Origin of the sequence: Labilibaculum manganireducens (genome assembly GCF_002843385.1) — a bacterium.
In the GTDB taxonomy this organism is placed as follows: Bacteria; Bacteroidota; Bacteroidia; order Bacteroidales; family Marinifilaceae; genus Labilibaculum; species Labilibaculum manganireducens.
In genome coordinates this window covers 37,067-51,653 of the sequence record NZ_MVDE01000013.1, presented here as the reverse complement: position 1 = coordinate 51,653, position 14,587 = coordinate 37,067, and the positions used below count along the sequence as shown (strand labels likewise).

The 14,587-nt window shown below is 38.9% G+C and carries 9 protein-coding genes and 1 tRNA gene; 3 read left to right on the top strand and 7 right to left on the bottom strand.

Going from position 1 to position 14,587, the window contains the following annotated elements; genetic code table 11:
* Window positions 1-2: 2 nt before the first annotated feature.
* The 4 genes from BZG01_RS10180 to BZG01_RS10165 all read right to left on the bottom strand — a co-directional run bounded on the left by BZG01_RS10180 (window position 3) and on the right by BZG01_RS10165 (window position 7,896).
* The gene (locus tag BZG01_RS10180; RefSeq protein ID WP_101309729.1) at window positions 3-1,676 is read right to left on the bottom strand and encodes a hypothetical protein; all 1,674 of its coding nucleotides are present in this window, start codon (window positions 1,674-1,676) and stop codon (window positions 3-5) included.
* 170 nt (window positions 1,677-1,846) lie between these two features.
* Complete coding sequence (locus BZG01_RS10175; RefSeq protein WP_101309728.1) at window positions 1,847-4,609, bottom strand: hypothetical protein; 2,763 nt, start codon at window positions 4,607-4,609, stop codon at window positions 1,847-1,849.
* Between the two features lie 454 nt (window positions 4,610-5,063).
* Window positions 5,064-6,596 carry an L-piperidine-6-carboxylate dehydrogenase gene (gene amaB, locus BZG01_RS10170; protein WP_101309727.1) on the bottom strand — a complete coding sequence of 511 codons (1,533 nt, stop codon included), beginning with the start codon at window positions 6,594-6,596 and terminating at the stop codon, window positions 5,064-5,066.
* Window positions 6,597-6,903: 307 nt separating this feature from the next.
* Entirely contained in the window at window positions 6,904-7,896 is a 993-nt protein-coding gene (locus BZG01_RS10165; RefSeq protein WP_101309726.1) for a dihydroorotate dehydrogenase-like protein, read from the bottom strand.
* 373 nt (window positions 7,897-8,269) lie between these two features.
* Here BZG01_RS10165 and BZG01_RS10155 point away from each other — a divergent pair.
* The 3 genes from BZG01_RS10155 to BZG01_RS10145 all read left to right on the top strand — a co-directional run bounded on the left by BZG01_RS10155 (window position 8,270) and on the right by BZG01_RS10145 (window position 10,016).
* Window positions 8,270-8,351 (top strand) — tRNA-Leu (locus BZG01_RS10155).
* Window positions 8,352-8,495: 144 nt separating this feature from the next.
* Entirely contained in the window at window positions 8,496-8,774 is a 279-nt protein-coding gene (locus BZG01_RS10150; protein WP_101309724.1) for a helix-turn-helix domain-containing protein, read from the top strand.
* 3 nt (window positions 8,775-8,777) lie between these two features.
* Window positions 8,778-10,016, top strand: coding sequence for a type II toxin-antitoxin system HipA family toxin (locus BZG01_RS10145; RefSeq protein ID WP_101309723.1), 1,239 nt, complete (start codon window positions 8,778-8,780; stop codon window positions 10,014-10,016).
* 543 nt (window positions 10,017-10,559) lie between these two features.
* On the opposite strand, the gene BZG01_RS10135 is transcribed toward BZG01_RS10145, so the two are convergent.
* The 3 genes from BZG01_RS10135 to BZG01_RS10125 are packed head-to-tail and all read right to left on the bottom strand — an operon-like array spanning window position 10,560 to window position 14,560.
* Entirely contained in the window at window positions 10,560-12,161 is a 1,602-nt protein-coding gene (locus BZG01_RS10135; RefSeq protein ID WP_101309721.1) for an MFS transporter, read from the bottom strand.
* 3 nt (window positions 12,162-12,164) lie between these two features.
* On the bottom strand, window positions 12,165-13,226 hold the full coding sequence (locus BZG01_RS10130; RefSeq protein WP_101309720.1) for an HlyD family secretion protein: 1,062 nt from the start codon (window positions 13,224-13,226) through the stop codon (window positions 12,165-12,167).
* Window positions 13,226-14,560 carry a TolC family protein gene (locus BZG01_RS10125; RefSeq protein ID WP_101309803.1) on the bottom strand — a complete coding sequence of 445 codons (1,335 nt, stop codon included), beginning with the start codon at window positions 14,558-14,560 and terminating at the stop codon, window positions 13,226-13,228. Before BZG01_RS10125 ends, BZG01_RS10130 begins: the two co-directional genes overlap by 1 nt.
* Window positions 14,561-14,587 lie beyond the last annotated feature (27 nt).

The following is a 14,587-nucleotide window of genomic DNA, read 5'->3' as shown; positions in this document are numbered from 1 at the left end:
ACTTAGTTATTAAGATCGATTTGAGCCTGAACAGATAAGGTGAATTTGAGTTCGTAGTCCCCCTTAAGTTTTACAGGAACGCCATCATTTTCTGTACTTACGCCAGCGTTTATAATTAGATTTTTGGTTTGGTTCAGGTTTTTTATCTGACTTTGGTTTAATTGTATTTGATGCTCAACCTCTTTTACCGAGTCAGGATCAACTTCACCGATATTGGCACCAGATGTAAATACGCTTGCCGCCTCAATTACTTGATTGTCTGAAATGGAATCAATTACATGGTAAGCCGCATCAGTAAAGTAAATTTTATCGATTGTTACGTCGAGCGGATAACCGTTTTCAGTAACGATAACCACGGCGGCATTCATAATTTTATCTGCATCGCTAATGTCAATGTCGTTTACTGTATCTCTAAGCATCAGATTTGTAGCCGTAAAATCCAAAGGAACATCAATTTCAATATCTACATTAATAGCAGAACTGTTGCTGATGATGTTTGGAGTTGTTGGTGTTGGAGCAACGGCTCCAGCTGGGTTTAAAGCAATATTTCCAGAATATTCCAATCTGTCTGATGGTGGCAGAGCCATTAAATCTACAATACCGGAATTGTTTTTGTCGTAGGTTATTGTTTCTGATATTGCATCGATCGTTAACGGATTTGTAACAGATACTTTATCGGGATAGGCCGGTTGCAAAGCATTAGGGTTTAATGAGGCCGTAGTTCCATCTGTTGCATAACCGGTAATGTTGGCATTAATTTGGAACGGAACTCCAACAGAGTTTTCCATGACAAGATTAATGCGGGGATCAGCAAATTGGTAATCACCTTCAATGTCATCCCAAAAATCAACATTCATGTCAAAGTTTCCGGCATCGAGAGTAATGATTTGATTTCCAAAATCGCCTTGAGCCAATTGGAAAACGATGTTTTGAACAGTTAGGTTAATTCCCAGATCACCAGTACTGTTAATTATATGACTGGCATTGTCTTTAATATCAATGTCAAAAGTAATGTCAACATCGTTATTGGTAGTGTATGGTGTGTTGAAAGCTAAATTTAGGTTTGCCAGATTTAAGGTTTCAATTTGATTTATTGCATTAGGAGCTAAGGTATATGTCTGATTGATTGGATTTCCATTTTGAGTTCCATTAGGAATTGCAATGGTGATTTCAACCTCAGTATTTAAAGGATTTGATAAAGCAAATCGAATGTTTGCATCCAAATCCAATTCATAAAGTTTAATGCCGGTGTTGCCCGTGATAATCTGAATTTGATCTGTTTGTGCGCTTAAGCCTAATCCGGCAATAGCTGAATAAGGAAGGCCAACACCAAAACTTGGTAAAGAATAACTTAAATTTAAGGCAGATTGATTGGGAAAGTTCAGGACTTCATCAACATTGTAAGAAAAAATATCTTCTTCCATGTATTTGATGTGAAGCATACCTTCCGCATCAAGAGTAATGGTTTGATCGGCAGGGTTTGCCTCATGCTGATTCAGTAAATACCACAATGAATAGGTTCCGTAACCAACCGGAACGATCATATTGGGTGTCCAGTCTATTTTATCGGAAAGCTTGTCGAAGTCGTAGTCGTCTCCGTTAAAACAGGATTGCGTTGAAATGGCTAAAATGCCGGCAAGCAAGAATAGAATTAGGGATCTAAGTTTTAATATCATAGTTGTTTTATTTTATATGCGTTTATATAGAATGCACCGAACAAAGCATTTGAAACCCTAATAATGCTATGATAAATTATTAGGCTCTGATTGTAAATTCTAAAAAAATCAATAGTTTGTGCAGAGCATTGATTTTGGTGCATGAATATTTCGTTATTGATGACAAAAGATTATTGTACGGAATAGTTGAGAAGGAAGTTTCGGTTATCTCCTACATAAAGATTAAAGGATTTATCACCGGTTTTTGAAAAGCCGATTGAGAATTCCGTATTTCCTTTAAGAGGAAATCCTTCATGGTTATTTCCCTCTTTATCAATCAGAAATATCTTGTTCTCATCTTCCAGACAAATTCCAATTTCAATGTTTCTTCGCGAAAAGCTGTAAACATTTGGTCGGAAGCTAATATTGGAATCGAACTTTTTCTCGAGAATTTGTTCTCCCGAATCGTCAAATATCTTTAATAGATTGTAATCAGCAAACAGATATTCATTTCTGCCATCCGTATCAATATCAGCAGCTGTAAAAAAATGAGAATCGGATAGTTGTGTGAATGTTTTTTTCTCAATGCTTCCATCAAAATAGCAGTAGTAGATGTTTCCATTCATGTCTGTTGTCACCAGTCTGTCGCTGATATTTCCAACAGATTTCTCCAAAAAGAATGGATTGTTCTTCGATTTTGAAAACTGTTCTTTGCATTTGATTCTTTCTTCGCCACGACGGTTTAGAATGTAAATGCGATATTGATCGGCATAAACAATGTAGTCCTTGTTTTTTACCCGAAAGTGCTGAATTTCGCAATTAATTTCATTTTCAGCTTTAGCCGGATTCCAACCGGTAAGAGTCCTGCCATCTTTTGTGTAAGCATAAATATTTTTATCCTTGCAGGGTATGAAAAACCGATAATTTTTGTTGTTGTCGTAATCGAAGATAGAAACACCCTGAACAGCCTCAAATTTTAGTTTTATCGGGTAATTTCCCACGTTGTCGCCATTTCTATCTACCAAATGAAGCTTGTTTTTAGTGGCAAACAGATACTGCAGTTTGCCATTTTTAAATAGATCAATTTGCTGAACCGTCCCTACGATTTTAGATTCCAAAGCTTTTTTCCATAACACACGTCCCGAAGGATTTAAAAGATAAAGCTGATTATTAATATCCTGAACCAAAATTTCATTCTCTTTTGTGTAATGATTCTGAACCAAATATGGTTTGTGAGCAAAGCAGGTATCCAACCTCGATTCCCATTCGGTTTGAGGAGCCAACTCTAGTATCGGATCGTATTCGATGAATAAGTTATTGTAAATCAGATTTCTGTTCGAGCTTAACTGCAGGCCGACAGCCTGAAATTTATTTACGCTCTGCTTGTGGTTTTGAATTTCCTTTTGCAAACCGGCATTTAGGAACCCTGAAATAAAGGCGTTGGCTCTGGGTGTTGAAGCATAAAAATAAAAGTTCGCCTTATTGGACAGGAACTCTTTGTTTTCCATATAGGTTTGATTGGTATTCAGGGTTTTACCCAAAACCGATTCTTTAATAAATTCCGAAAGAGAGCTGATATCAGGTCCCATCACCATGTAATTATCGATAAAAGTGAAGTAGGCCGATGAGGCGCCGGCAAAGAAGGTTCCAAAAAGCTTTTCCGGAAGTTGGTCTTCAGGCAATCTGAAAATATCGAAGCTGGTTTCCTTGTCGAGATGATAAGTTCGCATGTAGTAGGCAAGAGTGCGTTGTTCTTTTTTTGCCTTTCCATTAATCATTTCCAGCATTTTTTCCCTGGCAATGCTGGCACTTTTAGTTCGTATAATGGTAAAGCGTTTGTTGGTTTGGCCTTCGGTAAAAGCAATACCAACTTCTTTATAAATAATAGAATAGATTGCTTCTTCGTAATCCACTCCGGTTTTCTTTTTTACGTCGTTAATGTTTTTCAGATATTCGGATAATTGCCCCATCTGATCAAGGTACTTCCGGTATTTCCCTTTGTGTAAAGGAGCATCATCAATACCCAGTATGGCTAAAATACTGGTACTCGATGGAATCATCGATTCCATTTCCATTTTAACTGGTTCCTGCTGAAGAAACAGATTCATCAGGTTGCCTTGCTGAGGATCGCTGTAGGTAAATCCGTTTAGCAAAATAATTTTATTTCTGAAACTAAGATCAAGCTCTGTCCAGTTCGCCAAATTGGTATAGTTTCGTATAAATTTGCTGTAATCTTTATCGAGAGATAAGGAAACCTGTTTAGGAAAGGTTTTTAGGTTCAGGAAGATGTTGGCATCCACATTTTTACCGATTGTACGACGAATTTGTTCAAAGCCCTTCGAATTGCAAATGGAGTTTTCAGTACTTAGCTGCAACACCGAATTTTCAACCAGTAACATCGATCTGCTGGCAATGAATAATCCTTTCGAAAAAGTAAAGTGAATTCCTTTATCCTTTGGGTTTTGAGGCGGAATACTATATAATGTTGTGTTGTGGTATTTCCGTTCCGAAACCGATCTGTCCAAACCAACCCAATTAATGATGGCATTTTTAATTTTCTTTTCTTCCAGATAATCAGTAATCGGAAGAATGTACAGGTATTCAATTTCATTTTTACCCTGCAAATGGCTCGCCATGGTAAACGACCGATCCAAAGATAAAGTGCCTTCCGAATCAAAATGACTGATCAGGCTGTCTATAAATTGAAGATTTTTATTGATGTCAGCAATTTTATCGAACTTGCTCAGTTCTTTCCATGCACCGGTATTGTTCTCCAATTTGGTGATTAAATCTTCCAGACTCTCAAATTGAATAATCATCTCGGAATTAACCGGAATGGCCGAGAAAGGATCTATTCCTTTGTATTCGCGTTGTTTTTGAAGGTATAGATAGCCTAAAACGGTAATTGTCAGAAGCAAAATAATTAGTAAGCAGGTTAAAATTTTTCTCAACATATTTGGTAGGTTGCGTGGAATAGTAATGAAGCAAAAATAGCAATTTATCGAATGTTTAAAAAATTATGTGTAGGATATTCTGCATCTTTATTCGAATTAAAGTATCGTGCAATTGGTTGTAGTCCTGTTATTTATATTTTTCTGTCCGATAAAGCATTAAGTAATAAGATAAAAGTATCAGGAAAAATAAAAATTAATATCTGAATTTCTGAAAACCAGCGGATTCGGAATGTGATACTTACAAGGACAAGGGCAGTATTTCGACAATCACTGTCGTGGTACTTTACCATTGGTTGTCGTCGATGCATACCAATGGTTGTCGTGGTACGATACCACTAACTGTCGGGATAAAAAGCGCTTGCTTTCATCTATTACAGCTTTATTCATAAAAAATACCCCAACGATTGTTGAGGTATTTGCATTTGTTAAAATGTAAGTGTTTGGTGTGTTGTGTCTAAAAATCGAATTTAATTCCTTGTGCCAATGGCAGGTCTATGCCATAGTTTATGGTATTCGTTTGTCTTCTCATGTATGTTTTCCAGGAATCGGAACCCGATTCACGTCCGCCGCCGGTTTCCTTTTCGCCGCCAAAAGCACCGCCAATTTCGGCTCCTGATGTTCCAATGTTTACATTGGCAATTCCACAATCGCTTCCAATAGCAGAAATAAAGGTTTGAGCTTCGCGCATGTTCATGGTGAAAATCGATGAGGATAAACCTTGAGGCACATCATTGTGCAAATGAATGGCTTCGTCGAGGGTTTTGTATTTCATGATGTATAGAACCGGAACAAATGATTCATCCTGAACAATTTGCCAGTGATTTTCAACCTCGCAGAAGGTAGGAACCACAAAATTACCATCCAGCACTTTATCGCCGTAAACAATTTTACCGCCTGCTTTTTTCACTTCGGCAATGGCGTGTTTGTATACTTCTACCGCACCGTTGTCAATTACGGGGCCAACCAATGTTTTTTCATCAAGTGGATTCCCAATTTTTCCTTCTACCTGCTTGTACGCATGCAGCAAACGGGTTTTCACATCTTCGTAAATACTTTCGTGGATAATCAGACGTCGGGTAGAGGTGCATCTCTGTCCGGCAGTACCAACCGATCCGAATACAATTCCCGGAATGGCCATATCTAAATCGGCCGAAGGAGCCATGATTATTGCGTTGTTGCCACCCAATTCTGCAATGGTTCTTCCCAAACGGGCACCCACTTTTTCGGCAACCCGTTTGCCTATGGCTGTCGATCCGGTAACCGAAATCAAAGGAACACGTTTGTCTTCTATAAAATTATCACCCATTACTGATGATTTTGCAACTACCAAGTTGAAAACACCTTCGGGCACATCGTTGTCTTTTAGTACTTTTTGAATGATGTTGTGACAAGCCAGAGCACACAGAGGTACTTTCGAACTGGGTTTCCAGATAATCACATCGCCGCAAACCGCTGCCAGCATCGCGTTCCATGCCCAAACAGCAACCGGGAAGTTGAAAGCAGAAATTACCCCCACAATTCCCAGCGGATGATACTGATCCATCATTTTATGATCCGGACGCTCGGAATGCATGGTAAATCCGTAAAGCATTCTTGACTGACCCACTGCAAAATCGCAGATATCGATCATTTCCTGTACTTCGCCTAGTCCTTCCTGATAAATTTTTCCCATTTCGAGGCTAACCAATTTTCCCAGATCATCTTTGGCATCGCGAAGAGCATTGCCAATTTGCCGGACAATTTCGCCTCGTTTGGGAGCCGGCATTTTGCGCCACACTTTAAAGGCTTCCTGTGCAGTCTCCAGCACTTCTTCGTAATCAGCTGCATTGGCATTTTTTACTTTTGCGATTACAGATCCATCAATGGGAGAAACCGATTCGGTTACGGCTCCGTTGCAATCGAACCAATGTGTACCTGTCGAAACTCCTTGATTAATTGGTTCAATGCCTAAGCGTTTAAGTGTTTCCTGAACTCCAAAATCTTTCATGTGTCTATGATTTTAAGTTTTTGCCACATGGAACTTACCATTATAATCATCCCCCTGTGCGCAGAAAGTTTTATACATGGACGTTTCATGTTTTTGTATGATTTGTCTTTTGTTGGAAGTATAATTATCCGCCCAAAAGGGGTTAGCACTATCGTGTTTTTACATCGAACCTACAATATAACACTTGTAAGTCTTTTTCCTTATGATATATGTCATGTGATTCGTTTAAATAAGAGTAAAAATAAACCCGGATCGTATTTGATTCGGGTTTAGGTGATATTGAGAATTGAAATTTGAGGTTGTTTAATTACATCACGAAGTTCCGGAATTGTTTCATGAACTGCACTCTTTCGAAAGCCGCCGGATCATTCGATTTAGATTGGCTCATTTTGCCTTTAAAGTCGCGAATACTTTTAAATCCATGCTCTTCCATCCAGGCATAAATCTCTTTCGATAGAACATCAATGTATTCGGGGCCGTTTTTGTATAGTACAGAGGCCAATTGAACGGCATCGGCACCGGCAAGCAGGTGTTTTATAATGCTTTCGGATGTGTGAATGCCTGTCGTGCCGGCAATGGAGCATTTTACCCGTTCCGACATGATTCCTGTCCATCGTAAGGAGTTCTTGTAATCGTCTGGTCCCGATAAAATTTGACCGTTGGTTACACTTAAATCTTTAATGTCAAAATCAGGACTGTAAAAGCGATTGAACATCACAATACCATCTACATTCATATCGTCAAGCCGCTTAATTAAATTGGATAGATTGGAATGATACGGGCTTATTTTTAAGGCAATAGGCAAGGCAACCTGATCTTTTACAGTTTTAAGAACATCGTAATAAATCTGCTCGTTTTCATCACCGGTTCTGTTCATATCCATAGGAAGAACAAATAGATTAATTTCCAAAGCGTCGGCACCGGCTTTTTCAATTTCCCGGGCAAAATAAGTCCATTTTTGAGCACTTACACAGTTTATGCTCGCAATAATAGGAACAGAAACGGCTGCTTTGGCTTCTTTTATCAATCGCAGGTATTTTCGAACGGTATCTTCCTGAGGATCTTCATCCATGTAGTCGAAAGTTTCAGGATATACATACGGACGACTGGTCATGGCGTGTATTTTCTCATCCATTTCCATGATTATTTCTTCCTCGAAAAGGGATTTTAGAACGATAGCTCCGGCGCCATGAACTTCCAATTCAATTAATTTCTCAATAGAGTCGGTAAGACCCGAACTTGCAGCTATGATAGGACTGCTTAAATCCAATCCAAGATAATTGGTGGCTAAGTTTGGCATGTCAGAAAATTTTAGTTTATGTTTTGTGTTGATTTTGTTTACTCAAATGTAGTTTTGCAAACAGATTATAACAAATCAATAATCTTTATGCTAATATAGAGAATCCTGATGTGAATTGCCAAGTTGTTTTTGCGTGCAAAGTGAGAATTGCATCTTCTTTTTCGATATTGGACTCACTTTTGTTCTTTGATGCTGTTGCCGGAAGAAATAAAACAGCAGGAGTTTGTATGTGATAATTAAATGAAGCTCAGCACATCTGATGTTTGCCCGTTTTGCAGAGATCTTAGAGGTGTGTTTTTTTTGAAAAAAAAGACCGCTTTTGTTTTGCTGGATTGAAACAAACATCTATATTTGCATCGCATTCAAAAGCAATGCCCAGGTGGCGGAATTGGTAGACGCGCTGGTCTCAAACACCAGTGGGGCAACCCGTGCCGGTTCGATCCCGGCCCTGGGTACAAAATAATCCTTTCGATATTTTCGGAAGGATTTTTTTATGGCAAAAAATGGATCAATTTTATTTCTACATCCAATTAAGTTCTGGACTAATATATTAGCTATTTATGCTTTAAATGTGTATTTTTAGCTAAAATATTAACTATATGTATTCACTTTCAACAACACCATCAGACATTAGCAGAGCCTTGGCAGAACGCCATAAGCTTTTGCGCAAACAATTAAAACTTTCTCAGTTTGAGATGGCTGAACGTTCAGGCGTGTCATTAGGAAGCCTGAAGCGTTTTGAAAACACTGGAAAAATTTCATTGGAATCGCTTTTAAAATTGGCTCATTTAATGAACCGTCTTGAAGATTTTGAAAAGGTGTTTCAAGCTCAGGAAGATCAATCAGGTATTGAGAATTTATTTACTTCAAAAGTTTAGACAATGGAAGAGATAAGAAACATATTGGTCTCTCTTCAGTTGGAAGGGAAAACTTATGAGGTAGGAGAGCTGGTTGTGAATAACAGACAGATTTATTTTCGATATCATCAGGAGTTTTTAAAGACAGGATTAAATATTTCACCTCTAAAACTTCCATTTACCGGAGAAATAAACAATGCTGAAAAAGAACCATTTGAAGGACTTTACGGAGTTTTTAACGATTCATTACCCGATGGCTGGGGCAGATTGCTCTTGGATAGAAGTTTAAGTTCCAAGGGAATTGATATTTATGGATTAACACCCTTGGATCGATTGGCTTATGTGGGCAGGACCGGATTGGGAGCTTTGTGTTATCAGCCGCAACAGGAAGGTAAACATGATTTTGATAAGCAATTGGAATTGGATGCAATTGCTCAGGAGATGAAGCATGTTCTAAAAGGGGAGAGTACAGAGATGATAGAAGAGCTTTTCGCTTTGGGAGGATCTTCAGGTGGAGCCCGTCCTAAAATTTTAGCAGGCTTCAATAAACAAAACAACGAACTGGTTCATGGATATGATCAAATGCAGGATGGTTTTGAAGAATGGTTGATTAAATTCCCATCATCTCAGGATAATCAGGAAATTGCCAAAATTGAATATGCTTACTATCAAATGGCTCTGAAAGCAGGAATAGAAATGAGTGAATGTCAATTGTTTCATGGCAAAACAGATCAAACCTACTTTGGTACCAGGCGTTTCGACAGAACAGAAACGGGCAGACTTCATGTGCATACTGCCAGTGGTTTAATGCACGATAATTTTAGAATGAGCACTATGGATTACGGTCATTTGATGGATTGTGCATTTCGACTTGAAAAGCATGTAAATGCCTATGAAAAAGTTCTTCGGCTTGCTGCATTTAACGTATTTGCTCACAACCGGGATGATCACAGTAAAAACTTCTCCTTTTTAATGGATGGCAAAAGAAACTGGAAAATGGCACCTGCCTACGATCTCACATTCTCTACTTCGGCTTATGGCATACATAGTACGATGGTGGCGGGAGAGAGCAAGAGTCCGGGAGAAAAGCACTTGCTGAAATTGGCAGATCATTTTGGAATTAAGAAACCTGAATTAATAATTGAGCAGGTAAAAGAAGCCCTTTCGAAGTGGAAGTACATAGCTCAGGATTGTGGCATCTCAAAACCGGTAATTTCAGAAATTGAAAAGACTTTTAACAAGCTAAATGCACTTGAGAATTAATTTCTTTTGAGAGAAATAAATACGTTAAACCACATTTATAAGAAGTCGTTATCTCAATAACTGGATAAACTGAATATTGAGTTAAGAAACGATGTGTTTCTATTCGGCAATAAAGGATCTATTGTAAAGGAGATTTAAGGAGTGTTTATTTTGATTCCAGTCAGGTATTTTTGTAATCTGCGAAAGCAGAAAGAGAAGGACACGGAAGTAAGGTGAATAGCTCTGAAACCCGCGCGCAGGCTAGGTGATTATGGCGCAGGAAGGGGTGAAATGCTGCAGGAAGCAGGGTTTGCCCCGCAGAATTGGATATTTTGCCACAGGACGCATTGAATTGCACGCAGAACGTATTGCAAACCCGCAGATTTTACTGATTGTGCCACAGGACAATCTATTTTTGCCACAGGGAAGCTATATATGGCGAAGGAGGGCATTGAATGGTGAAAAATCATTTTTTCAGGCTTTACCTATTTTGGCATTGACCCAAAAACCATTTTCAGGCTATTGCAGTTGTAGTTTCTATTTAGAATGGAACTGTTACTGCTTTTACATTGGGATTAGTTTGGCTCCAATTTTTTTAATGTGATACTGAAAATGAGGAATTAAAGCGATGCCCATGATGATAAGCAGGATAAAAGCACTCATATATAAATAATAATCTCTGACAAATAAGAGATTGTCTTGATTTGCGACTGCTTTTCCCAAAAGTTTAATGGCACCGGCATTGCTCTGAGGGATACTTGCTCCGCCATTAAGTAATGCTTGTTTGTACTGACCGATGCGCTGCACAGCATACGGATTGAGCGAAGTAATTTCTTGGGCTGCACTTTGGTAATGAATTTTTTGAAGGTGCAGACCCATGTAGGAAGTTAAGGCCATGCTGGCGGTAAAGGTAACGGCGCGAAAAGCTACTCCCGTAACCGAAGCCGAAAAAGCTATTTCGGCAGGAACTGAAGTCACATAGAAAATCACAATAGAGATGATCAGAGTTCCATTTCCAAATCCTTGTAAAAACAGGGGAATGAGTAAATCTGCGATCTCAGCCTGATTGCTTAAAATGCAAAGAATATAAACATGATAAGCCAACAGCGCGCCAAAACCAGTCATCCAGATCAGCCGTATTTTTCGTCCGGCTAAAATAAACCGGGCAGATATAAGCGATCCTGCGGTAATTCCTGCGCAATTAATCAGCATGATATAGCCTTTGTGATACATATCTAAATGAACACTGTTGGAAAAAAATCCATTGAGCAAATTCATGTCGCCCTTGCTGAAGTAAAACAGCACCAACAGCAGCATGCCTATTCGAAAATTTCGCGACTTGTAAATCTTTAAATCGATATAGGGTTCTTCGAGTTTAAATTGCCGGAGGAAAAACAAGCACATAAAAAATACTAAAGCAATTGTGCAAAGCGTAATCCGTATGCTGCTAAACCAATGGTAATATTGCCCATACAGTAAAATATAGGCTGCCAATAACAGGGATGATGCATAAAGAACAAAGCTCTCCCAGCGAATTAATTTTAAGGGAATTTTTCCATCGCGTCTTAAATCTGTGCCTTTTTTAAGAATGCAGCAAAGCAATATAATTCCGGGTAAGGCACTATAAATTTTAAATAGAAAAATGCTGTTAAAATCGTATTTGGTAAATATAAATGCGTCCAGTAACTGGGCAATAGGAGCACTGGAAAATAAGGCTGCATACATGGTTGCATAGCCTAAAATCCGGCTGCGTTGTGCATGAAATTGTCTAAAAACCAGAGAGAATATCATGCCAATAAAGCCCAGCGAAAGCATGCCGCCGGCAAATCGGAGCACCAATAGCAAAGCAAAACTATCACTGCAGTATAGAATAAGGTTTATTGCTGCGTAGATAATGCTGCAGCCTATTAAATAGGGTTTGGACGAAAAGTAGTTGAAAAATTTGGCCTCGAGAGGAAACGAAGCGGCAATGGCAAGGTAGTAAACTACCGTGGAATATTTAACATCGATTATGTCAACGCCGTAGTAACTTGCCGCGCTGGATGCTCCGCTCAGATAGATTCCCAATACCAAGGCAATGGGCATTAGTGTTATAAAAATGGTAAACAATACCAACCAGTAAGGTACCCGGCTTTTAAAAATGAGTTTGTTATTTTCGTTTGGCATAGCCTATTTCTTGGGTATTGATACTTCCGCATTCATACCGGCGCGTAGTTTTTCCAGCAAAGCATCATTATCGGTGAACTGAATGCGCACAGGAAACCGCTGCGTAATTTTTACGAAATTTCCGGTTGCGTTATCGGTCGGAAGCAATGAAAACTGCGATCCGGTGGCAGGAGAGAACGATTCTATTTTTCCATGAAACGATTTGTTCGGGAAAGCATCTATCGTAATTTTGGCTTCCTGTCCCTCTTCCATTTTCGTGATTTGCGTTTCTTCAAAATTGGCCACAATCCATTTGCCTTGTTTTTTATCCACCATAAAACCAATGGTTTGTCCTTTCTGAATGTATTGTCCTTGCTGAAGACTTCTGTTTCCCATGGTTCCATCAGAAGGTGCGGTAATTACGGCATATTTAATCTCTAGATTAATGCGTTCCAGAGCTGCTTTTTTCTGTTCGATATTGGCTTTGGCTACTGCAACTTCAGCGGTAACATCCTGGGTTTTGTCTTGCGATACGCTAAAGGAGTTTTGAATGGCCTGATAATTTGATTCGGCCACTTCCAGTTTTGTTTTAACATTCTCAAATTGCTGCTGGGTAACAGCTTCGCCTTCCAGTAGTTTCTGATAACGTGCAAACTCTTGCTGCTGCTGCCACAGTTGGGCTTTCGCAGCACTAATTTTTGCATGACTGATACTGGAACTGCTTGATGAGGTCTTCACATTGCTTTGCAGTACTTTTAAACGAGCTTCGGCAGTTGTTAAGGCAGCCTCGGCTTCGAGCAGCTTTACATTGGCTTCTTCAATATCCAGAACAACCAAGGTATCTCCTTTTTGAATTTTTTGATGATCATTAAATCTGATTTCCTGCACGTAACCAGTGGCACGACTCAAAATAGGATTGATATACTCTTTTACTTGTGCATCGTTGGTTTCTTCGTATTTCCAAAAATTCACCATTAAAAATAGTGCCCAAACGAGTAAGGCGGCTAAAATGCTTACTGCTGCTCCGTAGGTTATTTTTACAGCTGCACGGTCTATTTTTTCGTAATTCTTTAATTTATCGCTCATTATAGTTGCCCCGTTATTTTAAGTAATTGATAGTAATGTAATTTGGCCGAAACCTGACTGTTCACCAATTCAAATTTGGCTTGCAGTAACTGGGTATCCGCAGTTAGTAAATCGGTGAGCAGAGCCAATTGGTTGAAATAGGTTTGATTTACAATTCTGTAATTTTCTTCGGCCTGTTGAATGTTCATTTTTGCAGTTTCTATTTCCTTTAAATTTTCGTGAAACCTTTTGTAGGCTGTTCTCACATCTATGCGAAGCTGATCTTCGGTCTGTTTCTGCGCCAGCTCTTGTTTTCTTATCGATATAGAAGCGGCCCTTTCTTTGTGTTTGTCATGATACAAGGCCGAGATGTTGTACGAAACTTTGATTCCTGCAACGCCCATTAAATAGGGAGAATTTGAGTAAGGATACAATTTAATTTGTGGGTACGAATAGGTGTACTCTCCAAAAAAGCCGATTTTGGGAAGCTTTTCAGCTTTTACATCTTTTTCGTAAAGCTGCATCATTGTAATTTGAGCCCGGGCAATTTTTTCAAGTGGAGATAACTGAATTGCCTGCCCTAAGTAATCCTGATACAGCAGTTCCGTCTTAATAAATTCAGAACCAACTGCAATACTGTCTGTGGGCTCAATGGCTTGATCATCGTCAAATCCAATTAGAATATTCAATTGCTGCGTAGATAGTTCCAGATTGTTTTCTATTTTAAGAAGGTTTGTTTTTTGCTGAGAAAGCTGCAATTGAGACCTTAATAAATCGCTTTTTAAAACCACTCCGTTATGGTATAGTTTTGTAATCTGATTCAGCCGTTTGTTATTTTTGTAGATGTTTCGTTCAATCAGTTTTTTAAAGGCCAGCGAAGCTTGTATCCCCAAATAATCTTGGGCTACTTTGTAGTGGATATCCGAAAAGCCTGCTTCTTCCAGGTAATGCAATAAAGCCTGCTTGGTTTCCGCCTGCTTCACCTGAATTCTAGTTTTATGTCCATTGTACAAATTAAAATAAGCTTCAATCCCTGCATCATAAACACTATGGTCTTCCAGCGGAATGTATTCAGGGCTTTTTAAAATTCCATTTTCAAAGATGGGAATGTTGGCGAGTTTGCCGTAGCTCGCATCTGCACCGAATTCAGGCAGCCATTTGTTCTTTGCATCCAGAATTTTTTCTTCGCTTATTTTTGTGTCAATTTTTCTTAACTGCAATTCTTTGCTAAAGGTATTTGCTCTTTGCCAAGCTTCCTGCAAACTTATCGATACACTCTCCTGAGCATTAGTTATGCAGTGGCAGCTTAGTAGTATGAGGATGAATGCAATTGCATTTTTTGATTTACGATTCATTTTCAAAAATTTCATTTTGCAAATATC

Coding starts and splice junctions, on each gene's coding strand:
- BZG01_RS10135 (WP_101309721.1), bottom strand. CDS start 12,161: ATGCCAAACGAAAATAACAAACTCATTTTTAAAAGCCGGGTACCTTAC.
- BZG01_RS10165 (WP_101309726.1), bottom strand. CDS start 7,896: ATGCCAAACTTAGCCACCAATTATCTTGGATTGGATTTAAGCAGTCCT.
- BZG01_RS10130 (WP_101309720.1), bottom strand. CDS start 13,226: ATGAGCGATAAATTAAAGAATTACGAAAAAATAGACCGTGCAGCTGTA.
- BZG01_RS10145 (WP_101309723.1), top strand. CDS start 8,778: ATGGAAGAGATAAGAAACATATTGGTCTCTCTTCAGTTGGAAGGGAAA.
- BZG01_RS10125 (WP_101309803.1), bottom strand. CDS start 14,560: ATGAATCGTAAATCAAAAAATGCAATTGCATTCATCCTCATACTACTA.
- amaB (WP_101309727.1), bottom strand. CDS start 6,596: ATGAAAGATTTTGGAGTTCAGGAAACACTTAAACGCTTAGGCATTGAA.
- BZG01_RS10175 (WP_101309728.1), bottom strand. CDS start 4,609: ATGTTGAGAAAAATTTTAACCTGCTTACTAATTATTTTGCTTCTGACA.
- BZG01_RS10180 (WP_101309729.1), bottom strand. CDS start 1,676: ATGATATTAAAACTTAGATCCCTAATTCTATTCTTGCTTGCCGGCATT.
- BZG01_RS10150 (WP_101309724.1), top strand. CDS start 8,496: ATGTATTCACTTTCAACAACACCATCAGACATTAGCAGAGCCTTGGCA.